Here is a 19,949-nt window from a genome sequence, read left to right as displayed (position 1 = left end):
ACGATAACTGCTATGGTACAATCAGACACTGAAGGTCTGCCGAATGGTTTCCGGTTGATCTCCATTTGCCAGGCTGAGGCCAAGAAGAATTCGAGCTTTTAGAGGCGAAAATAGTCCTCCGGGAATGAAACCATTTCGGCGATGTGCTGCGGAATTGGTGGCGGGTCCAGCGGCAGCGCGATGGGCCATGATGACTGTCACTCCCTGCAAAACTGCCTGTTTGAGGGCTTGAATTTCAGCGGGCGTTGCCATTCCGGGTGCAAAGCCAGCAGCGATAATGCCGGCAGCTCCAGCTTCGACATAGGCCTTGATGGCGGCTCCATCGGCACCAGCGTAGCTGTAGGTGATATCAATGCGTGGCCAGTTTTTCAGGCAATCGATGTTGAATATTGTTCTGCTGACCGGGATTTCGGTGTGCAGCTTTACGTCGTTTCCGACCATGTGACCAATGGGACCCTGGCCGGGGCTTTGAAACGCGTTGACTGACAGGCTGTGAGTTTTTGTGACGGTTTTTGCTGTATGAATTTCATCGTTCAAAAGAGCGACAACACCTAGTCCACGCGTTGTGTTGGATGCAGATGCACGAATGGACGATGCGACATTGCGATCCCCATCCGACGACATGCCATTGGATGGGCGCATGGCTCCTGTGACAATGACCGGGATTTTGAGATCGAGAACCAGTGAGAGTGCGAAGGCCGTTTCTTCCAAACTGCCGGTTCCATGCCCGATAACAATGCCATCATAATTCTTTGGTGACGCGGCGAATTCGTTACAAAGCATTGCCAAGTCAAACCAATCACCGGGCGAGATTTCGGTGCTGTCCACTGATCGAAAATCGTGCGCGTCGACTTCAATATCTGGATCGACGGAACCAATTTTTTCAACGATCTGCCGTGCGTCGAGTTTTCTATCGGTTTCCGTGTAGTCCAACAGGTCGTGCGAATCCTTGCCGATGCATGAGAGCGTTCCGCCCGTGGCAATAAAAACAACGCGTTTGCTCATGGATCATCTCATTTGTTAGCGCTTGGAATAATAGTCATGAGCTATAGCGTGGATGGAGACCAGCCAAACCATCTAAAATATTCATGCTGGTTTGGTCTGAAGGTTTTGAAGTCGTTGCCCTAGCTGCCATGGCCCTGATGGTGTGACCACCTAAATCCGATAGAATTCTTTTGCCGTGTCTGACAAGATTTTTTGCAGATCATCGATTGGGAAATCAGCAAGAATCTCGGCCAATATCCTGATTTGAACTGCAGCAGGGGTGTTGACCTTTTCAACGGGCAGGTTGGAGCCGTACATGACCCGGTGAGCGCCAAAAGTAGCTAGGACGTGGGTCACGAAAGGGCGCAGCCGATCCGGTCGCCAGCTTTTGTCTATTATCCAGAGGCCAGACGCTTTGATGAAGACATTTTCGTGAGGCTTCAGTTTTTCAATACCCCGGTACCAAATGTCTTCATTGCCTGCTTGGCCGGACTCGTCTGCGCCGGATTCTGGCTGCCCCAGATGATTAATCACAATACGCAGATCCGGCATTGCTGAGGCCAAGTCTGCAACTTCGGTTAGTTGGCTGGGTACAACCACGAGGTCGAGGCTCAGATTGCATTCGATAAGCGCCTGCGTGCCACGCCGAAACGCTGGGTCCAGCAGAATTCCGGGGCGATCTGCAAAGCGCCAGCGTCCGTCAGCATCCCATGCGACCATGGCGCGCACGCCGCGCAACAGGGGAGATGCTGCATGGCGTGCAATCAGTTGAGGCGCATCAGTTCTGCAAAGATCAACTTCGGCGACGATCGCGTTCGGCGTGCCGGTTCTTTGGGAAAGCGATTGCAGCCATTTTGTCTCAGCAACCGGATCATTGGCCCCGCAATTCGCTTGCACGTGAACGCTGCCCCGCAGGTTAAATCCGGCAAAATCCGCTCGATATTCCGCTGGGAGGTAATTCCGCTTGATCGAGGTATGATCGCCGAAACGGGCCGGTGGTGCGTTCGGCGCAAGCCAGAGATATGGGAAACGGCCCAATTCCCAGAGATGATGATGGGCATCAACAATCTCAACCTGAGAGAGATCGACGGTCACTCGAACACACCGCGACCTTCGACTGATGAGATCAAGGCGCGTTCCTTCTGGTGAATCCGCACCCGTCGGTCAATGGCATCTGCGTCCCAGCCATCAAGCACCTGCTTTTTCAGTCTCCTGACTGTTTCTGCGAATTTGCCCTCTTCGGCCAAATTGCTTTTCTCGCCGGGATCACTGGCCAGATTATAAAGCTCGTCTGGCTCGCCATGATAGTAGACGTATTTCCAATGACTCTGCCGGATCATTCGTATTGGCAGCGCGGCGGCATGGCCACAATACTCTGACATGATTGCTCGATCCGGGTCTTGCCCGCCATCAAACCATGGGCGCATGTCGCAGCCATCAGCCTGATCAAAGAAGATATCCGCCTCTTTTGATGGGCCAGCGAGGTGGGCGATTGTCACACTCAAATCCATCAGTGACACCGGTGTTGCCGCGCGTTGCCCCGGTTCGATCTGTCCCGGCCATCGCACGATCATGGGCACACGAACCGAGTCTTCGAAGAAATTGCATTTCCACCAAAGCCCATGCTCTCCGGCCATATCTCCATGGTCTGATACGTAGGCCAGAAGAGGAGGAGATTGGGACAGCCCTGGTGCTGTGTCGATGGTGTCGATTAGCTGACCAAGCAACTCGTCGAACCATGTCACGAGTGCATAAAACGAAGCGCGCGCCCGAGCTGTGCTGTCAGCATCAACATTGTTCAGATCGAAATATCCGCGAAGACGTTTGTGAAACGGGTGCTGATTATCGAGTTCGGCCTGGGTGATATCCGGAAGATCCACATTGTCTGGCCAATAGCTGTCGAAGTGCTTTGGCGCACGAAGTGGGAAATGTGGCGCATTGAACGAAACACAGAGAAAAATGGGGCTCCGCTGTGAGCGTGGCGGAAGCGTGTTGAGATAATTCAGAGCGGCGCTCAACACCTCCTCGTCCTGTTCAATATGCGCAGTGCGGCCCGCGCCAGCGTTCAGGAGCCTTTGCCGTGCTTTGGGGCGGGGCAAATCGGGTTCGTTCCAGTCGTTTGTTTCGATCCATGTTCCACAGACCCTGCTGTCATCGACCAGCCGCTTGGAGAAACCGTGCAACTGATCAGTGCCAATGAAATGCATCTTGCCGATCAGAACAGTTTCATAACCTGCCAGCTGCATCACATGTGCAAAGGTTGGAATATCGCTGCGAAGGGGCGTGCCGTTGTCCCATGTTTCCGTGCGGGTCGGATAGCGCCCTGTCATGAATGCCATGCGGGAGGGAACGCAGATCGGCGATGCGCAGTAAGCAGCGTCGAAGGTCATGCCATCTTCTGCAAGCCGCTCCATATTCGGCGTGCGTACGATCGGGTGACCGTAGACAGACGAAAAGCGCGGGGAATGCTCATCCGACATTACCAGGATGATGTCGGGCTGCTCGTCGGGCAGGGGTGTCAACTGACGGCCCTTCCGATGCCTTGCTTTCCGATACCTTGGGCGCGGGATGTCACGATTGCGATCTGAACGGAAAAAGCTGTCATGCGATTTCTGCCTTTTGATGGGTGCTTGTAATTTGGTGTTCCGTGCCGTTTTCTCGCCCTGAAGCAACCAGCGCATGGAGCGTTTCCACGGCCCTTGCGCCGACATGGCCCGGGCTATGATTCATGCCGCGTCCAAGTGCGATGTCGACAAGCATGCTTGCAGGCCCTTCGCAGCTATATTTCCAGGCGCCCGGCGCTGGATCTGCAGTCTCGGTTTTGCTGTTGGGCAATTTTAGCACCAGTCGCTGTGTTTCGATATCCAGCAGGACAGAGCCTTCCGACCCGAAAATACGGATATCAACCTCGAAGCCGTGTCCTGTTGGTATGCCGCAGCTTCCTGACAAAACACCCGTCGCGCCGCCTTCGAACCGCACGGTGGCTGCATCATGCAAGTCTATTCCCGAAGGGGCGTTTCCAAGGATGGAGCGCACCGAGGCTGCGCGCAGGTCTGTCAGCCAGTAAAGAAGGCCAAGGGCATGGCTTAACTGGCCGTGGGCAAATCCGCCGCCGCTGTCGGGGGCTTCCCATGTGGACCGCTCGGGCTGGATCGCTACATGTGACCATTGTCCCAGCGCGCCGCCGGTAAATATTGCGCGGGTGAACGACGCCATGTGACACACCACATGCTCAATGTTCCCGATCCGGGAAACCATGTCGCGCATCCTCTCAAGCCCCGGCTTGTAGTTCCAGCCATAGGCGACCAGCAACTGACGCCCGGCGCGTTCGGCTGTGGCAACGAGATCCCAGGCCTGCGCCGGATCCAGCGTCATCGGCTTTTCGACCAGCACGTGACAGCCCTTTTCCAGAAAGGCCTTGGCCTGCTCATAATGCAGATGGTGGGGTGATGAAATGACCGCAATGTCGATGTCACGGGACAGAATATCCTGCCAGCTTTCGGTGGCAAAGGCGAAGCCGAACTCATCGCGTATGAGTGCAAGCTCCTTTGATCCAAGCCGGCAGACACTGTCGAGTGTCACTTCATCTCGACCAGCAAGGACGGGTATATGCATTCGATAGGCAAAATGGCCGGCACCAACAACAGCAGCTTTCAAAGTCATGCACTTTTCCTGATTACGAGATCGTATCCGACATCCTGGACGGTTTCTTCGATGTGTTCGCCCTTAAGGCGTTTGAGAACCATTTCTGCTGTGCGCTTGCCGATCTCGGAGGAGCGTACCTTGATTGTGGTCAGTGGCACCGGAAGCAAAGCGGACAGGATAAGATCTCCAAAACTTGCTATCGCGACATCTTCGGGAATGCGGATGCCATGGGAGAGGCAAGCGAGCATAGCGCCTTGTGCAGGCAGTTCCGCCTGAATGAAAACCGCGTCAGGTTTCACGGGACGATCCAGCAGCGACATGATCAACTCCGCCCCGCTTTCAATGGTGGTGGGGTTGGGAACGGCGACGATACTGTCGGGCCTTACCTCACGCCCGGCTTCGTGCATCGCGGCCACGAAACCGGCGTGGCGGTCGGTTGCCTGATCGTTGTTTTCAAATGCGCCGCCCACCATGACGATCTCACGATAGCCTTTGCCGATCAGATAGCGGGTCATTTCAGCGGCAGCGCGGAAGTTGTCATATCCCACGACAATGTCGATGGCTTCATCGCGCAGGTTCCAGGTTTCGACAACAGGGCCGTTAAAATTGGTCAGCATCTTTCGGCACGCATCGGTGTGGGTGAACCCGGTTACAATGATCGCATCAGCCTGGCGGGCGATGAAAGTCCGCACAGCCTCTTCTTCATTGCTGGTGGCGCGGTCGGAGACGCCGAGAAGCATCTGAAGCCCGTTGGCCCGCATCACACCTGCTGCGCCCTGCGTAAAATCGGCAAAAAGGGAACTGTAGAGGACCGGCACGACCACACCGACCATATCGGACTTTTGCGACACCAATGCGCGCGCGACCAGGTTGGGCACATAACCGATGTCCTCGATGGTCTTGCGGATTTTTTCTCGGGTATCCGGATGGACGGTGTCCGGCTGACGCAGCGCCCGTGACACCGTGATGAGCGACAGCCCGGCGGCTTTGGAAACGTCTTTCAGGGTGACCTTGGACTTGCCAGTTCTCATGTCATGTACCCTTCCGAGGTTTTGAAACGACCTCGCTGGGGTTTGGCACAATGATGGCAAGAGGGGTAACGGTTTTTCATTGACATACGAGTATCATTGATCGTAACGTCGCGCAATAGGGAATGATATACGAGTGTCATCTTGCGAACGAGCAATCGGGCGTGGTTTTTAGAAAGTGCCATTGGAGGAGTGAAAATGACTTACAAGCTTAGCAGACGGAAATTTCTGGCCAGCACATCGGCGGCCGTGGGGGCTGCGGCTCTATTGCCTATGACATCCGCACAGGCTGCATCTGGAGACCTTTCGGTGTGGAAGTTTGGTGGAACCACCGCCGAGGTGGAGGAATGGGCCAAACGTAATGAAGCGTTCACAGGCGAGCAGCCCGATATCAACCTGAACTATTCCTATTTCAATGGTCAGATACGGCGACAAAAACTGCTCGCCGGGTTCCAGACCAACCGAATGGCCGATGTGGTTATCGCATTCGGGCAGGACATTCCAGAATTCGCCGGTTTCGGCATGATTCAGCCGCTTGACGATATTGCAGGCGATCGTATGGCCGGATGGAAAGATCGGATCGTGCCAGAGGTTCTGGCTTCTGGCATGCATGAAGGCAAGCTTTATGGTCTTCCGACCTATGTTGATATGGCCAGCTTCCTTGCAATCAACGTAGATATGATGAAAGAGGCCGGGTTTGATCGTCCGCCACGGACATGGTCGGAAGTGCGTGAATACGCCAAAGCCATGACCAAACCTGACCGTCCCGGTATCGCCTTTCCGGCGACAACGGCGCCCGTCGACATCAATATTTTCCAGGGCATTGCCTATGCCAATGGTGGCCGCGTGTTTGATGAAGAATCAGGCAAGGTGACGCTAAACGATGCCGGCATGGTCGATGCGCTGCAGCTTTATGTCGATCTTATCGCAGATGGGTCTACACCTCAGGCAACATCGCTGACGGAGACATTTTTCCGCGATACGGCCCAACTTTTTGCACAGGGCCGCTCGGCGATGTGGATCGGTCTTTCGTGGCTGAACACACCGTGGGGCACGCCTGAGGGTCTGAATTGGACAGGTGCACCGTTCCCGCGTCCGGACACGCCAAGTGGTGCTTTCCCGCCGGTTGCAGCGATTATGGATCCGACGGCCATTCTGATGGTCTCGGCACGCGCCAAAAATCCGGAAGCCGCGGTCGAGTACATTGATTTCTGGTCACAGAATGAGCAGCTCAAAATCTGGGGTGGTAACCCTGAAATCGCTCGCATACCGGCAGGCAAGGTCGCCTGGAGTGAGCAGGGGCTGGCGGACGCGTGGCCGAATTGGGTGGAGTCCTTCAATGAAGGTACGCTGTTTGAGGGGGCTGAACCAATGCCAAGGTTCATCGGCGTTTCAGCTGTCGAAAGTGCGCTTGGCACGGCGATCCAGGAGGCCGTTCTGGGACTGAAAACCCCGCAAGAGGCCATGGATGACGCCACGACTGCCGCTCAGGCGCAGATCGATTTGCTGCGCGGCTAAAGCCGGGTTGGTAAAAACTTAACCATGCTGCGCGGCTGACCGCTGCGCAGCCCTTTTTCGCGCCATCCCGAGGGGCATTTATGAACAGCTCAAGTGACCGCTGGCTCGCCTATTTCATGATCTTGCCGGTGGTTGCCGCCGTTCTGGCGTTTGTCATTGGGCCAACCTGGGATGTTGCCACACTGAGCCTGACGCAGGTCGTCATGGGGCAGGAGCGGGGGTTCGGCACGCTGGGTAATTTTCGTGCCCTGGCTGCTGATCCAATGTTCGGGTTGGTGCTGAAGAACACGGCTATCTGGATACTTGGTGGCACTGTCTTATGTGTGCTGACGGGACTTGCAGTGGGAGCCTTTCTGGCCATTGACAGCAAGATGACCACCGGGCTTCGGGCGCTGATACTGTTGCCCTGGGTGTTGCCGGATGTTGTGACTGCCATGGCGTGGAAGTGGATGCTGCACGGTCAGGTTGGTGTGATCGGCAGTACTATGCAATCGGTCGGGCTGACCGAACAGCAGATATCATTTCTTGGTGACCCGGATCTGGTGATGTGGACATTGGTGGTGGTGCTGATTTGGCGCAAGATGCCTCTGGTGGCCCTGATCCTGTGTGCAGCAATCCGGGCGGTTCCCAATGAACAGATCGAGGCGTCACGTATGGATGGCGCCAACGCCTTTGAACGTTTCCGGTTTGTGGTGATGCCGAACATTGCGTTTTCGCTGACGGCTGTGACGGTCATTTCAATGATCTGGATCACTGCCGAATTCGCTCTGCCCTGGATCATGACTGGTGGCGGGCCGGCAAATGCAAGCCAGATCATGTCCACATATATCTATCAACAAAGCTTTGAATTTTTCAGCTGGGGCGTCGCGTCAGCCATGTCGGTGGTGAACCTGGTTATGTTGATGGTGATCGTAGCGCTGTATCTCTACGTCAACCGCAGGTCCTGGGCATCGGGAGCTGCATCATGAACGAATCCTCGCGCCCGTATTACTGGGCTTTCATCAGTCTGTGCGGTGTCGTTATCGCCTTATATGTTCTGTTTCCGATTTTCTGGCTGTTTTTGGCGTCATTCAAGACGCCCGACCAGCTGGCACAGTTGCCGATTGCGTTCTGGCCCCAAGAGCCGACCTTACAAGCTTATCGTGACCTGTTCGACAGCGGATCTCAATCGAGCCAATTGCTGAATTGGCCGACGCTGATTTCGAACAGCTTCACCGTTGCAGTGACGTCGACCATTATCGTCGTCATTCTTGGAACATTCGCCGGATATGCCTTTGCGCGGCTGAAGTTTCCAGGACGCGACCTGATACTGGGTGGTCTTCTGGTGTCCCGGATGTTCCAGGGAGCGGCCTTGCTGCTGCCGACCTATCGGCTGATGAACACCCTGGGCTTGCAGGACAGCCTGCTTGGTCTGATCTTGCTTTACTCCGCTTTTGGTCTGCCCTTTGCGACCTGGATTATCGCCTCAAGCCTGCGTGAAATTCCCGTGGAGCTGGAGGAATCCGCCATGATGGATGGCGCCAGCCGCTTGCAGGCAATGTTCTTGGTGGTGCTTCCGCTGGCAACGCCCGCGCTGATTACTGCGGCGATGTGGCATTTTGTCGGAGCGTGGTCTGAGTTTGCTTTTGCCTCGATCCTGCTGGAATCAAGCGCAAACAAGACCGTGACAATCGGGCTGGCAAGTTTCGTTGAATTGTTCACGCTGGAATTCCAGAAGGTGGGTGCTGCCGCTACGCTTGTGGCAATGCCGATCATGGTCGTGTTCTTCTTTGGCCAACGCTATTTCACACGCGGTCTTCTGGCTGGGGCGGTGAAGGGATGAAAATTGTCTCAATCGAAGCCCGTGCCATAGATCGTGGCTTTCAAAAACAGGTGCTGCAGACCTCACGCGTTGCGTCACCGATGTCGCGTTTTCCAAGGTTTGGCGAAAAGCGCTCCAGTTGGATGTGGCCGACCAAGAAGGTGTTCGTGCGTGTCGTGACCGAGGACGGAACGACCGGCTGGTCCTGCACCAATGGCGGAGAGATCGTGGCCATGATCGTCAATGATCATCTGTCGCGTCTTTTGGTGGGTGAGCAGATTGGCGATATTGCATCGCTTTGGGACCAGATGTTCTTCTCTCTGCTGCCCTGCGACAGGTCGGGGTTTTCGATGATGGCGGTATCGGGTGTCGATATCGCGCTGTGGGATCTGGCAGCGAAAACGCAGGGTCAATCGCTTGTCGGGATGTTGGGCGGTACGGCACAAAGCACGCTTTCGGGCACGCTGCCGGTCTATGTCACCACGCCACAGCCGGAAGTTCATGGGGCAGCCGGTTGGCGCGGCCTGAAGGCCGCAGCTCCATTTGGCCCCGAAACCGGCCAGACCGGTTTGCAGGCCAATGTCGATTACATGCGCAAGTTTCGAGATGTGGCAGGCCCTGATGTGCCGATCATGATTGATGCCTTCATGGCGTGGGATGCTGACTATACATTGCGGTTTCTGGATGCGGCGCATGATTTGAACCTGCACTGGATCGAAGATCCTATTCCGCCTTACGACATTGAGGGAATGAAGCGGATCAAGTCCGAGATGGACCCGTCTGTTTCGCTTGCTCTGGGCAATTTTGCGTTTTCACGCTGGGATTGCGCGGATCTTTTGCGAGAGAAGCTGGTCGATGTGCTGCAACCCGATGTCGCCTGGGCAGGCGGGATCAGTGAGACGTTGCGCATTCTCGACATGGCCGATGCTGCCAATGTGCCAGTGATTTTACACAATACCTGCGAACAGCCCTGGGCTTTGGCACTGGCTGCAGCGCGACAGGCGGATGCGCTGGTGGAGTTTGTGGATCGGGGTGCGGAATCCCAGCTTTATGGGTTGATGGGGGCTCCGGCTGTGTTCTCCCAAGGCCGCGTCACAATTCCCAACGATATTGCAGGCAACCGGCCACAACCGGATGTCGAAGATCAATTCGCGCCTGTGATTGCAGGCGCACATATGGAAGGCAGGTAGCGACAGATGGGATCCGTCACGCTCAATAATATACGCAAATCCTATGGCGCTGTGGAAGTCTTGCACGGCATCGACCTTCAAGTGGATGATGGTGAGTTTACCGTGCTGGTCGGTCCATCAGGCTGCGGTAAATCAACACTCCTGCGTGCTATTGCTGGGCTTGAGACGATCAGTGACGGTCAGATCAGTCTGGACAATCAGGTTATCAATCACCTGCCGCCCAAGCGCCGAGATATTGCGATGGTGTTTCAGAATTATGCGCTTTACCCGCATATGACGGTTGCCAAGAATATGGGTTTTTCATTGCGGCTGGCAAAGGAATCGAAGGCTGAGATCGATCGAAAGGTCCGTGCTGCCGCCGAGATTTTAGACCTTCTGCCGCTGTTGGAGCGTTACCCGAAGCAATTATCAGGCGGTCAGCGTCAGCGGGTCGCCATGGGGCGGGCCATTGTCCGGGACCCTGAAGTGTTTCTGTTTGATGAGCCGCTGTCCAATCTTGATGCCAAGCTGAGAGTGCAGATGCGGTCGGAAATCAAGGAGTTGCATCAGCGCCTTGGCACGACCACCGTCTATGTTACCCACGACCAGATTGAGGCCATGACCATGGCTGACAAAATTGTCGTGATGCGCGGTGGTCATGTGGAACAGATGGGGTCGCCGCTCGAGCTTTATGACAGGCCCGTCAATGTCTTTGTCGCCGGGTTCATCGGATCGCCCGCCATGAACTTCATCGATGCGACCGTGCAGAATGGAACTGTCATTACGCAAAGCGGTGCCACTTTGGGGCCTGCGCCTGATAGCCTGCCAGACGGTTCGGCTGTCACTGCAGGAATTAGGCCTGAAGACATTGTCCTGGCCGACAGCGGGGCGGAAACGACAGTCGGCCTGATTGAACCCACGGGTGCGGAAACACAGCTGACCCTGCGCATGGATGGCGTTTCGCTTGTGATGACAACGCGGGACCGTGTAACTCTGTCGCCGGGCGATGCCGTGCATATCCGCGTGACTGAGGGCAAGCTGCGCCTGTTCGATACGCAGAGCGAAGCTGCGATCTGGTAGGGCAGGGCAAGCCATGAAAATTTCTGATGTTCGCGTTATCCGCTTTCGCACCCATGCTGACCGTTGGGATATCGGCCACGGCCAGTTGATCCCAAATGCGGAAGTCATTCAAACCGTTACCTGCATTGACACAGACGAGGGCGTATCGGGTTACTTCTTCGGTGGTGGCAAGCATGGCGATCAGGATGGCATGACGCGTGACGAACAGGCTTTGATCGAGGGCCGTATTCGCAATATGCTGATCGGGACCGATCCGTTTGACCGTGAAACGGTTTGGAAATGGATGTGGGTGGCTAATTTGTCGGAGATCGCGTCCAGCGTCATTGATCTGGCTTTATGGGATCTGGCGGGGCGCGTTTTCGGGCAACCGGTTTATAAAATCATGGGTGGGGCGCGGGACAAAGTGAAGGCCTATGCCTCTACCTATCCCAACATCGGCAAGCCCCAAGTCTATGCCGAACATGCCTTGGCCTGTCAGGCCGAGGGGTATCAGGCCTATAAGATTCATCCGCATTATTTCTGGGACCCGGATACCGGACAGCCGACAAATGGGCGCCCGTCGAACATTCGCGCGGACATCGAAACGGTGAATCTTGTTCGAGAGGCCGTGGGCCCGGACATGGTGCTTATGTATGACGTTTGGGGCACTTACCACACCATTGAAGAGACAATCAAAGTCGGACGCGAGTTGGAAAAGCTCGACTTTTATTGGTTCGAACACCCGATGCCGGAATATCGGGTCGAGAGTTATGTCCGTCTTTGTCGCGAATTGTCGATACCCATTCTGGCCCCTGAAATTGCTGCGGGAGGGGTTTTCACCCGCGCTGACTGGATCTTGCGCGGGGCCTCGGACATGAGCCGTATGGATGTTCGCAGGGGAGGCATCACCGGCTGCCGGAAAACAGCCATCGTTTGTGAAGCCTATGGCATACGGTGCGAGATTCACATGGCTGGCTGGGGCAATCTTCAGGTCATGGGGGCCACATCGGAAGATACCAGTGAATGGTATGAGAAGGGTCTTCTGGCACCCGGTGTCAATTATGATGCGCCACATCCCTATTTGGGCCGGAACTGTGATCCCATGGATGCCAATGGCGAGATTGTACTTCCAGACATGCCTGGCCTTGGCTATGATATTGTCTGGGACTTTATTGATGATAACCGGTTCCAGGCATGACGGATTATCGGCAAGCCTGGCGTATGAGGTTACGCGGCGGAAGCGAGGCTGCGTATGACAGGGCCCACGCTCAGGTGTGGCCCGAGCTGATTGCCGAGATGCGCGCTGCCGGGGTGGAAACCTTTGCCATCTATCGCTATGGCCCGGAGGTTTTTGCTTTTCAACAACGCAAAACGCCTTTCCCCGGAGTTGACATTGAGCCAACGCAAACCATGCTGCGTTGGTGGCGCATGATGGAGCCGTTGATGATAAGCGACAATGAAGGCCGACCGGTTAGAGACATGTTGAGTGAGGTTTTCGTTTTGGACAGGGAAAGGACACATAGATGAGCGGCCTTCAGGGCATCGTCCCTATACTTCTAACCCCTTTTGACTCCGAGGATGAGATCGATTTTGACAGCCTTGCGCGTGAGATCGAAGAAACGCTTGATGCCGGTGTTCACGGTATCGGCGTTGCTATTGGCAGTGAGATTCTCAAACTGAACCGAGACGAAAAACGCCAGCTTTTGTCTGCCGTTGTCGACAAGGTGGCGGGGCGTGTGCCGGTTATCATGAACACGTCCGCACCTGGAACGGCGCTGGCTGTAGAACTGGCCAAGGATGCGGAGAACGCTGGTGCTGACCGGCTCATGATCTGGCCACCGGACTTTTTCCCGATGGATGCTGAAGCGGTCACCAATCATATCGGTACAATTGCGTCGGCAACCAGCCTGCCAATTATTTTGCAGGACGTTCCGCAATCGCCGATCCCGCCCGCACTCGCGCTTGCGATCGCAGAACAGGTGCCGCAGGTCGACACGATCAAGGTGGAAACACAACCAACGGTCACACAGGCTGCGCGAATGGCCACAGCTGTGGGCACGCGGCTGTCTGTGCTTGGTGGTGCTGGTGGTGGAACACTGGTGGAAGAATATCGACGGGGAGGGCGTGGCACCATGCCGTTTGCCAGCCAGGCCAAGGAATTCATGGCTGTTTGGTCTTGTCTGGAAGCAGGCAATGAGGATGATGCAGAGATACTTCTTGAAAACTGTATTTTGCCGGTTAGTCGACTTGGATTTCAGTCCGGAGATCTGTTTTACCACGTCCACAAGGCAATCTTGCAGCGTCGAGGTGTGTTTGAGACTGCGATCGTTCGCCCACCGACATGCATGCCGGATGAGACGACCCTGCGCGAGCTAAGCCGGCTGCTCGATCGATTGGACCAAGTTACACTTCCTTGACGAAGGGGGGCGCTGGAAACACAATTTCAGGGTGGGGACGCGCAGGATTGGCGGATAACCAGTTCCGGCTGGAAGATTGCGTGATGTAGCTCTGCGCCCTTACCAGCGATGCGCTCCTGCAAGACTGAGAAAGCCGTTGCCGCCATGGCCGCAAGGGGCTGACGGACAATTGTAAGCGCTGGCCTGAATGCGGTCGCCCAGGAAAAATCGTCGACGCTGACAACCGAAATATCCGTCGGCACAGCAAGGTTGCTGTCAGCTATTGCGCGCATGACGCCGATCAGCATCTGGTTGTTTGCGACAAAGATCGCGGTCGGCCGGTCGGCAAGGGCCAGTAGTTTTTGACCCGCTACATAACCGGTATGTTCGCGAAAATCTCCGTGCTCCATGTAGTTCGCGGGGATCGTCAGTCCAGCGCCTGCCATAGCTTGTTGAAATCCTCTCTGACGTTGCTTTGCTGGCTCCTGCGCAATCGGGCCGTTGACGATTGCGACATGCCGGTGGCCAAAGGATAGAATATGCTGTGTGGCAATGATTGCTGCCTGAAAATTATCCAGCATGATTGTATCAAATGCCATGCCAGGTATGGCGTTGTTGGCGACAACAAGTTTCATCGGGCCACAATCAGCGCTCAAGGTCTGGTAGTCCTGCGCGCCTCCGGTGGGGCATAGAATTGTGCCTGCGACCTGATTGGATCGCATGTGGCGCAGCAGGCTTTTCTCCCGCTTCGTATCGGCATCGCTGATGCCCAACAGGCAAGTCTGGCCGTTTTCAATGGCATGGCGTTGAACGTCTTCAACAAATTCAGTGAAAAAGGGATTGGTGATATCAGGCACAATCAATCCGATCAGGGACGTGCGACCACTTTTCAAGCCGCTGGCAATTGAGTTCCGGTAATATCCAAGATCTTCAATTGCAGTCAGTACACGCTGTTTCAACTCGGGGCTTACTGGTGTGACCCCTGAGAGCGTGGCAGAGACAGTGGTGACACTGACTTTGGCCCTGCGGGCGACGTCTTTCATGGTTGCCATTGAGACTGGACCCTGTGTTTCGCAGTTCGTTGAGTTTCAATTGGCATATACGACAAGTGGCTCCGCTTGCTACACAAAAGAGCAGCGCAAGCAGAGAGTTCGTCCGATCCTAGTTCCACCAACCGGCTTGTTCACGTTTCGGTTGCCGCAGAATCTGACCGCTATTGTCCTGAGCTTCGATTTCCAGAAGGTAACGATGTTCCGGTGACATGCGCTCATATAGTTCCGGTGTCAGGTAATCTATCTGGGTGAGTTGTTGTGGAAGATCGCGGCGGGTGTAGGTGAGGTGCAGCACGCGGCGCGGGGCATCGGAATGTTTAAGCGTTCCACTGTGCCACAGGGACGAATTCATAAGGACCACCGAACCGGCTTTCGCAGTGACAAAGATTTCCTGAGGATGGGCGGCACTGAGATCTTCCGGGACGTCGCTTTTCAGATCAGCTGGCACGTCATCCGGTTCCCAATCCCCCTGATTTACAACAGGAACGTTGATTGGAACCCATTTGTGAGAGCCGGGGACAACCCGGGTTGGACCATTTTCCAGGGTGATATCGTCAAATGCGACGACAGCGTTGAGCACCCACCAATCATCGGCAAATTTCTTGTGGACGTCAGTGTGATAATCCTGATGACCGAAACCCTTGTTGGGATCGCGCAGGTTTGCGCCGTGAACCTTGAATTCACCGAGCAGATAATTGGACGCAGCGAGCACTTCCGGGATTTCGAGACATTTGTCGAATGCATCTGATTTATTGAAGATATTGGAAATGCGTCTTGCCCCCGGTTCTATGTGAACCTCATGGCCGCCCTGGTCCTTTTCGCTGGCGATAATATCTTCAAACGCCTGCGCCATCGTGGCGCATTCTTCGGGCGTCAGAACGTTTTCCACTGCGTAGAAGCCATTTTCGTCGAGTGCGTTTTTCTGCTCCTGCGAGATATGGTCCGGCCTGGTGTTCAAGGACCGAATGATTTGTTTTGAATACATGTGTTTCCTCCATCGCTTTTTGACTACACACCGCAACTGCTACTTCCGGGGGTCTGATACTATGCGGCGTAACGTTACGTTTTTAACAGAGCGTAACGTTACGCTGTTGTTTGGTCAAGGTATTGCAGCTTTGATTATGAATGCGATCTGCAAATAGCCTATGCGGGTTCTCCAGCTTCCCGAGTGGCGTCTGCCACGATTTCCACAAGACGGTTGATGATAGGGTATTGGCGGGAAGATCGTCGCATATAGGCTCCGGCCAGCTTGCGACTGATGGGCGGATCAGGGGTTATCAGCCTGACACGGCCCGCGTCGAGAATGGGTTCCAGCTGGACTGGCAGGATCATGGCATAGTCGCTTTGGGCCACCAGTTGAAACCCCAGGGTGAACGTCGAGATGCGCATGATGATGTTTGGAGCGGGCAATCCCTGTGCCTCGAAATAGGTCCGCATCATCTCTTCATTATCCAGCCCGTCACTATAGAAAATCCATTTTGTGTTGGCCAGGTGGCGTGGGTGGAGCGGCGTTTCGCTCAGTGCCGGGTGATGTGCCCGTAACAAAATACCCTGCTCAACTGTGGTGAGAGGAAGGAACGTGACCTGGTCATCGTCCCCCAGATGCTCAGTTGTTCCAAACATCAAATCCAGATTGCCTTCGCGGATTTTTGGCAGATTTGTGGTGTTCAGATCTGTTGACAAAGTGATGCTGGTTTTTGGAAACTCGGACATGAGCTTGCACAAGGCGGACGCAAGATAGCGCATCTGAAAGAGGGGGCCAGACCCGATGCGCAACTCATCCAGATGGCCAGACTCAAATGAGCGAACTGCTTCGGTTGCCTGCAAAAACTCGTTCTGAATACGACGTGCGTAAGGCAAGAGCTGTTGACCTGACGGGGTGAGCTGCACACCGCGGGGGAGCCTTTCGACCAAACGGCATTTATGTTGGGCTTCCAATTGTTGAAGGCGTTTGGTGAGAGTCGGTTGGGTGATGTGCAACTGCACGGCCGCAGCCGTGATGTTTCGGGTTTCAGCAATTGTAAGAAATGTCAGAAGATTGCGATCCATTCAATTTCTCTATGGATGAGGGTAAAACTTTTCATTTTTTGAATTTCGCAAATTTGTTTAACTTCTGCCAGAAGAATTTTCGTTTGGGAGGACGAGTGGCGTATGCGGACAGTTTTTGTTCTGTTTGATTCCCTTAACCGTGCAGCGCTTGGTGCCTATGGTGGCGAAGCGATTGCGACGCCGAATTTCGACCGTTTTGCCAAACGCTCCAAGACGTTTGACAAGCATTATGTCGGCTCGCTTCCCTGTATGCCGGCGCGTCGTGACATGCATACGGGCCGTCTTAATTTCATGCACCGGCCATGGGGGCCTTTGGAGCCTTTTGACAATTCCTTCGCCAAACTGCTGAGCGAAAACGGTGTTTACAGCCACATTGTATCAGACCATCTGCATTATTTTGAAAATGGCGGCACCGGCTATGTGAATGCTTTTGACAGTTGGGATTTCATTCGTGGACAGGAATATGACACGATCAAGGCATTGTCCCAGCCGCCGGTTGAGCGTTTGCGTGAAAAATTTGATGGCCGTCATTACCCAATGGCCGACCTGTCCAAGACGGGCAGTGTGACGAAGGGAAACTCTGGCACTGACGGATGGCGCCGGTCACGGCATGCAATCAACACGCTGTTCATGAAGGAGGAGGAGGATTATCCAACCGCCAAATGCTTTAAAAGTGCGTTTGAATTTTTGGACAACAACAAATCCTCTGATGACTGGTTTCTGCAGGTGGAGTGCTTTGACCCACATGAGCCATTCACTGCGCCTGCGCGGTTCCGCGAAGCCTATGAAAGTGGCTACAAAGGCAAGGTTCTGGACTGGCCGCTCTACGAAAAAGTGACAGATTCTGCTGAAGAAGTCGCTGAAATACGCGCAAACTATGCCGCGCTGGTGGCTATGTGCGATGAATATTTCGGGAAGCTTCTGGACTGGTTTGACCGGGAAGATGCCTGGTCTGATACTGCCCTGGTGCTGACCACAGATCATGGCTATCTGCTGGGAGAGCATGAGTGGTGGGCCAAGAACAAGATGCCTTATTATGAAGAGATTTCTCACATTCCGCTGATGATCTGGCACCCGGATTCCGGCAGCGAGCAAGGCAGTCGCTGCGATGCGCTGACGCAAACCACTGATCTGATGCCGACGATTTTGGATTTCCATGATGTCGAGATCCCGAAAGAAGTAACCGCACATTCCCTAAGGCCACTTCTGGATGACAAGGCTAGCGGTCGTGAATCAGCTATTCTTGGGATGTTTGCAGGGCCAATCTGCGTGACTGATGGGCGTTACAGCTATTATCGGTTCCCGGATGAGGCGCAAGAGGCACCGTTGCAGGCCTACACCGTTATGCCAGCGCATCTGGAGCGACTGTTCTCTGTGCAGGAATTGAAGTCAGTGGAGCTTGTGCCGCCCTTTGATTTTACCAAGGGCGCACCAGTGATGCGATATACTCTAGACCTTGATGTTGGCGAAACCGGTGCGAGCTGTGTTGCCAATTGGGGTGCGGGATCGTGCCTGTTTGATCTGGCTTCTGATCCGAAACAGGAAAGCGCAATTGACGATCCGGCCACCGTGGCGCGGCTCAACCAGTGCATTGTTGATCATCTAAAGCTGCACAATGCGCCGGAAGAAATATTCGCTCACTACGGATTGGAAGAAGCACGTATGGCCGTACCGCTGTGACGTGCAGACTTAGTTGATGAACCGGTCGTAGTTTTAACGGCCAACTTTAAAGGGAGGATTTTATGTTGAAAAAACTATTCGTCGCAGGTGCACTTGCGGCCATGACTTTGGGGGTCAGCCCGGTCCATGCTGAATTTCCGGAGCGGACGGTGGAGAATATTTTTCCGTGGTCTGCAGGGACCGCGCTGTCTGTAAGCCAGGTGATTGCCAAGGCAATGGGTGAGGAACTGGGTGTATCAGTGCCGGTGATTTCCACGCCGGGTGCAGCAGGTACAAAGGCTTTCATTACAGCCATGAACCGCCCGGCAGATGGCTACACGATTTTTGACGGTTACGTTGCGCCATTGGTTTTGCAGCCGGTTCTCGGCAATGCTGATTGGACATATGAGGATTTCAAACCCCTGCATTCTGCAGTTTCCAATGCATTTTCCATTGGTGCGCGAAAAGGAGAGACCCGGTGGACGGATTTCGAAGGGTTGATGGCCTATGGCAAAGCCAATCCCGGCAAGCTGCGTTACTCATCAGGATCACGCAATAATCTGCCGCATATGGTGATTGCCAAAGTATTGCAGTCCTATGGTGTTGTTGCGCAGAACATCCCTTACAAAACCGATGGCGATGCACGCAAAGATCTGAAAGCCGGCGTTCTGGATTTCTCATTCGTCAATGTGGGTGCGTATCTGCAGGACAAGGAAGGCTTTGAAATTCTGCTGGTTCTGTCTGAATTGCCAGGTGCCAAGGCTTCTTATGATGGCGCCCCAAGCATTACGGACCTGAAAATTGATCTGGGCCTGTCCGGGCTTGCACCGATGGGCTGGACATGGTGGCTTGTGCACAAGGACACACCAGATGAAGTTGCAGATGTTCTGAGGGCGGCCATGAAACGGGCCATGAACCGGGATGATGTGAAAGAACAGATTTCACGCGTAGGCTTTGTGCCGCTGGATTGGGACCATACCAAATATGAAGAAATCGTCGGTCCTGTTGCCGGGCAACTTGGTGCAATGAGCAATGCACTGGCCTGGGAAGAAGAAGAACTGAAGAAACTGCGTTAAAGGATAACAACCGCAATGTTGGGCAAAAAGCAGTTGAACTGGCTGGTGATCGTGTTCTTTGCCATCATCATTGCGGTGGTTTTCCAGCAGATTCATACATCGATGACAGAGCAGGGGATCGCAACCGGCGGTCCCTATGACAACGCAGCGGCGTATCCGCGTGCAATTGCCATTCTCATTGGCTTGTTGTTGATCCTTCAAGCTGCTGTGAGTGGGTTCAAGGGACGTTCAGCTGACACAGATGCCGATAGGCTGCCAATTGAACAGGCTTATCGGCCCCTGGCGCTGCTGGGGGTTTTTGCGCTTTATCTGGGGCTTTTAGGTGTTCTGGGCTATCATTTGACCACAACGCCCATGATTGTTGCATTGCTTTTGGTCTGTGGCGCACGCCCATCCTTGCGCATATTTGTAATCGCAGTTCTCATCTCCTTCACATTGGCCTACTTTTTTGAGGCCCATTTGAAGGTCGTGTTGCCCGGTGGCATTTATGGCCTCAACATTCCATGGTGATCT

General features: G+C 54.4%; 19 protein-coding genes. 11 read left to right on the top strand and 8 right to left on the bottom strand.

Annotation, left to right across the window (positions count from 1 at the left end; all coding sequences use genetic code 11):
* Window positions 1-21: 21 nt before the first annotated feature.
* The 5 genes from RAL91_RS19190 to RAL91_RS19170 all read right to left on the bottom strand — a co-directional run bounded on the left by RAL91_RS19190 (window position 22) and on the right by RAL91_RS19170 (window position 5,660).
* Window positions 22-1,005 carry an asparaginase gene (locus RAL91_RS19190; protein WP_306257861.1) on the bottom strand — a complete coding sequence of 328 codons (984 nt, stop codon included), beginning with the start codon at window positions 1,003-1,005 and terminating at the stop codon, window positions 22-24.
* A gap of 150 nt (window positions 1,006-1,155) precedes the next feature.
* On the bottom strand, window positions 1,156-2,079 hold the full coding sequence (locus RAL91_RS19185) for an amidohydrolase (protein WP_306257860.1): 924 nt from the start codon (window positions 2,077-2,079) through the stop codon (window positions 1,156-1,158).
* Window positions 2,076-3,506 carry a sulfatase-like hydrolase/transferase gene (locus RAL91_RS19180; protein WP_306257859.1) on the bottom strand — a complete coding sequence of 477 codons (1,431 nt, stop codon included), beginning with the start codon at window positions 3,504-3,506 and terminating at the stop codon, window positions 2,076-2,078. The genes RAL91_RS19185 and RAL91_RS19180 overlap by 4 nt, the downstream gene beginning before the upstream one ends.
* A gap of 79 nt (window positions 3,507-3,585) precedes the next feature.
* Window positions 3,586-4,647 (bottom strand): Gfo/Idh/MocA family protein, encoded by a 1,062-nt coding sequence (locus RAL91_RS19175; RefSeq protein ID WP_306257858.1) that lies wholly within the window; start codon window positions 4,645-4,647, stop codon window positions 3,586-3,588.
* Window positions 4,644-5,660 (bottom strand): LacI family DNA-binding transcriptional regulator, encoded by a 1,017-nt coding sequence (locus RAL91_RS19170; RefSeq protein WP_306257857.1) that lies wholly within the window; start codon window positions 5,658-5,660, stop codon window positions 4,644-4,646. The genes RAL91_RS19175 and RAL91_RS19170 overlap by 4 nt, the downstream gene beginning before the upstream one ends.
* 195 nt (window positions 5,661-5,855) lie before the next feature.
* Here RAL91_RS19170 and RAL91_RS19165 point away from each other — a divergent pair, with 195 nt between their 5' ends.
* The 8 genes from RAL91_RS19165 (at window position 5,856) to RAL91_RS19130 (ending at window position 13,621) form a co-directional block, all read left to right on the top strand.
* Entirely contained in the window at window positions 5,856-7,175 is a 1,320-nt protein-coding gene (locus RAL91_RS19165) for a sugar ABC transporter substrate-binding protein (protein ID WP_306257856.1), read from the top strand.
* Window positions 7,176-7,255: 80 nt separating this feature from the next.
* Window positions 7,256-8,143, top strand: a complete 888-nt coding sequence (locus RAL91_RS19160; protein WP_306257855.1) for a carbohydrate ABC transporter permease — start codon at window positions 7,256-7,258, stop codon at window positions 8,141-8,143.
* Entirely contained in the window at window positions 8,140-8,997 is an 858-nt protein-coding gene (locus RAL91_RS19155) for a carbohydrate ABC transporter permease (RefSeq protein ID WP_306257854.1), read from the top strand. Before RAL91_RS19160 ends, RAL91_RS19155 begins: the two co-directional genes overlap by 4 nt.
* The gene (locus tag RAL91_RS19150; RefSeq protein WP_306257853.1) at window positions 8,994-10,166 is read left to right on the top strand and encodes an enolase C-terminal domain-like protein; all 1,173 of its coding nucleotides are present in this window, start codon (window positions 8,994-8,996) and stop codon (window positions 10,164-10,166) included. The genes RAL91_RS19155 and RAL91_RS19150 overlap by 4 nt, the downstream gene beginning before the upstream one ends.
* Window positions 10,167-10,172: 6 nt before the next feature.
* Window positions 10,173-11,225 (top strand): ABC transporter ATP-binding protein, encoded by a 1,053-nt coding sequence (locus RAL91_RS19145; RefSeq protein WP_306257852.1) that lies wholly within the window; start codon window positions 10,173-10,175, stop codon window positions 11,223-11,225.
* Window positions 11,226-11,238: 13 nt separating this feature from the next.
* Window positions 11,239-12,402, top strand: coding sequence for an enolase C-terminal domain-like protein (locus tag RAL91_RS19140; protein WP_306257851.1), 1,164 nt, complete (start codon window positions 11,239-11,241; stop codon window positions 12,400-12,402).
* The gene (locus RAL91_RS19135) at window positions 12,399-12,731 is read left to right on the top strand and encodes an L-rhamnose mutarotase (RefSeq protein ID WP_306257850.1); all 333 of its coding nucleotides are present in this window, start codon (window positions 12,399-12,401) and stop codon (window positions 12,729-12,731) included. The genes RAL91_RS19140 and RAL91_RS19135 overlap by 4 nt, the downstream gene beginning before the upstream one ends.
* The gene (locus tag RAL91_RS19130) at window positions 12,728-13,621 is read left to right on the top strand and encodes a dihydrodipicolinate synthase family protein (protein ID WP_306257849.1); all 894 of its coding nucleotides are present in this window, start codon (window positions 12,728-12,730) and stop codon (window positions 13,619-13,621) included. Before RAL91_RS19135 ends, RAL91_RS19130 begins: the two co-directional genes overlap by 4 nt.
* Window positions 13,622-13,647: 26 nt before the next feature.
* On the opposite strand, the gene RAL91_RS19125 is transcribed toward RAL91_RS19130, so the two are convergent.
* The 3 genes from RAL91_RS19125 to RAL91_RS19115 all read right to left on the bottom strand — a co-directional run bounded on the left by RAL91_RS19125 (window position 13,648) and on the right by RAL91_RS19115 (window position 16,701).
* The gene (locus RAL91_RS19125) at window positions 13,648-14,652 is read right to left on the bottom strand and encodes a LacI family DNA-binding transcriptional regulator (RefSeq protein ID WP_306257848.1); all 1,005 of its coding nucleotides are present in this window, start codon (window positions 14,650-14,652) and stop codon (window positions 13,648-13,650) included.
* Window positions 14,653-14,761: 109 nt separating this feature from the next.
* Window positions 14,762-15,637, bottom strand: a complete 876-nt coding sequence (locus RAL91_RS19120; RefSeq protein ID WP_306257846.1) for a phytanoyl-CoA dioxygenase family protein — start codon at window positions 15,635-15,637, stop codon at window positions 14,762-14,764.
* A 158-nt stretch (window positions 15,638-15,795) separates the two neighbouring features.
* Window positions 15,796-16,701, bottom strand: a complete 906-nt coding sequence (locus tag RAL91_RS19115; protein ID WP_306257845.1) for a LysR family transcriptional regulator — start codon at window positions 16,699-16,701, stop codon at window positions 15,796-15,798.
* Window positions 16,702-16,803: 102 nt separating this feature from the next.
* Between RAL91_RS19115 and RAL91_RS19110 the strand changes: the two genes are divergently transcribed.
* The 3 genes from RAL91_RS19110 to RAL91_RS19100 all read left to right on the top strand — a co-directional run bounded on the left by RAL91_RS19110 (window position 16,804) and on the right by RAL91_RS19100 (window position 19,946).
* Entirely contained in the window at window positions 16,804-18,381 is a 1,578-nt protein-coding gene (locus RAL91_RS19110) for a sulfatase (RefSeq protein ID WP_306257844.1), read from the top strand.
* A 62-nt stretch (window positions 18,382-18,443) separates the two neighbouring features.
* Window positions 18,444-19,436 carry a tripartite tricarboxylate transporter substrate binding protein gene (locus RAL91_RS19105; RefSeq protein ID WP_306257843.1) on the top strand — a complete coding sequence of 331 codons (993 nt, stop codon included), beginning with the start codon at window positions 18,444-18,446 and terminating at the stop codon, window positions 19,434-19,436.
* 15 nt (window positions 19,437-19,451) lie between these two features.
* Window positions 19,452-19,946: a tripartite tricarboxylate transporter TctB family protein gene (locus RAL91_RS19100; RefSeq protein WP_306257842.1), complete on the top strand. Its 495-nt coding sequence runs from the start codon at window positions 19,452-19,454 to the stop codon at window positions 19,944-19,946.
* Window positions 19,947-19,949: the final 3 nt, after the last annotated feature.

Origin of the sequence: Pararhizobium sp. IMCC21322 (assembly GCF_030758295.1) — a bacterium.
Lineage (GTDB): Bacteria > Pseudomonadota > Alphaproteobacteria > Rhizobiales.
Note: the sequence above shows the minus strand (reverse complement) of the source record. Positions and strands in the feature narration are given on the sequence as shown.

Bases quoted from the DNA above. Each gene is read 5' to 3' on its own strand.
- RAL91_RS19170 (WP_306257857.1), bottom strand. From the start codon at position 5,660: ATGAGAACTGGCAAGTCCAAGGTCACCCTGAAAGACGTTTCCAAAGCC.
- RAL91_RS19145 (WP_306257852.1), top strand. From the start codon at position 10,173: ATGGGATCCGTCACGCTCAATAATATACGCAAATCCTATGGCGCTGTG.
- RAL91_RS19105 (WP_306257843.1), top strand. From the start codon at position 18,444: ATGTTGAAAAAACTATTCGTCGCAGGTGCACTTGCGGCCATGACTTTG.
- RAL91_RS19140 (WP_306257851.1), top strand. From the start codon at position 11,239: ATGAAAATTTCTGATGTTCGCGTTATCCGCTTTCGCACCCATGCTGAC.
- RAL91_RS19160 (WP_306257855.1), top strand. From the start codon at position 7,256: ATGAACAGCTCAAGTGACCGCTGGCTCGCCTATTTCATGATCTTGCCG.
- RAL91_RS19165 (WP_306257856.1), top strand. From the start codon at position 5,856: ATGACTTACAAGCTTAGCAGACGGAAATTTCTGGCCAGCACATCGGCG.
- RAL91_RS19175 (WP_306257858.1), bottom strand. From the start codon at position 4,647: ATGACTTTGAAAGCTGCTGTTGTTGGTGCCGGCCATTTTGCCTATCGA.
- RAL91_RS19135 (WP_306257850.1), top strand. From the start codon at position 12,399: ATGACGGATTATCGGCAAGCCTGGCGTATGAGGTTACGCGGCGGAAGC.
- RAL91_RS19190 (WP_306257861.1), bottom strand. From the start codon at position 1,005: ATGAGCAAACGCGTTGTTTTTATTGCCACGGGCGGAACGCTCTCATGC.
- RAL91_RS19130 (WP_306257849.1), top strand. From the start codon at position 12,728: ATGAGCGGCCTTCAGGGCATCGTCCCTATACTTCTAACCCCTTTTGAC.
- RAL91_RS19100 (WP_306257842.1), top strand. From the start codon at position 19,452: ATGTTGGGCAAAAAGCAGTTGAACTGGCTGGTGATCGTGTTCTTTGCC.
- RAL91_RS19120 (WP_306257846.1), bottom strand. From the start codon at position 15,637: ATGTATTCAAAACAAATCATTCGGTCCTTGAACACCAGGCCGGACCAT.
- RAL91_RS19115 (WP_306257845.1), bottom strand. From the start codon at position 16,701: ATGGATCGCAATCTTCTGACATTTCTTACAATTGCTGAAACCCGAAAC.
- RAL91_RS19125 (WP_306257848.1), bottom strand. From the start codon at position 14,652: ATGGCAACCATGAAAGACGTCGCCCGCAGGGCCAAAGTCAGTGTCACC.
- RAL91_RS19155 (WP_306257854.1), top strand. From the start codon at position 8,140: ATGAACGAATCCTCGCGCCCGTATTACTGGGCTTTCATCAGTCTGTGC.
- RAL91_RS19110 (WP_306257844.1), top strand. From the start codon at position 16,804: ATGCGGACAGTTTTTGTTCTGTTTGATTCCCTTAACCGTGCAGCGCTT.
- RAL91_RS19150 (WP_306257853.1), top strand. From the start codon at position 8,994: ATGAAAATTGTCTCAATCGAAGCCCGTGCCATAGATCGTGGCTTTCAA.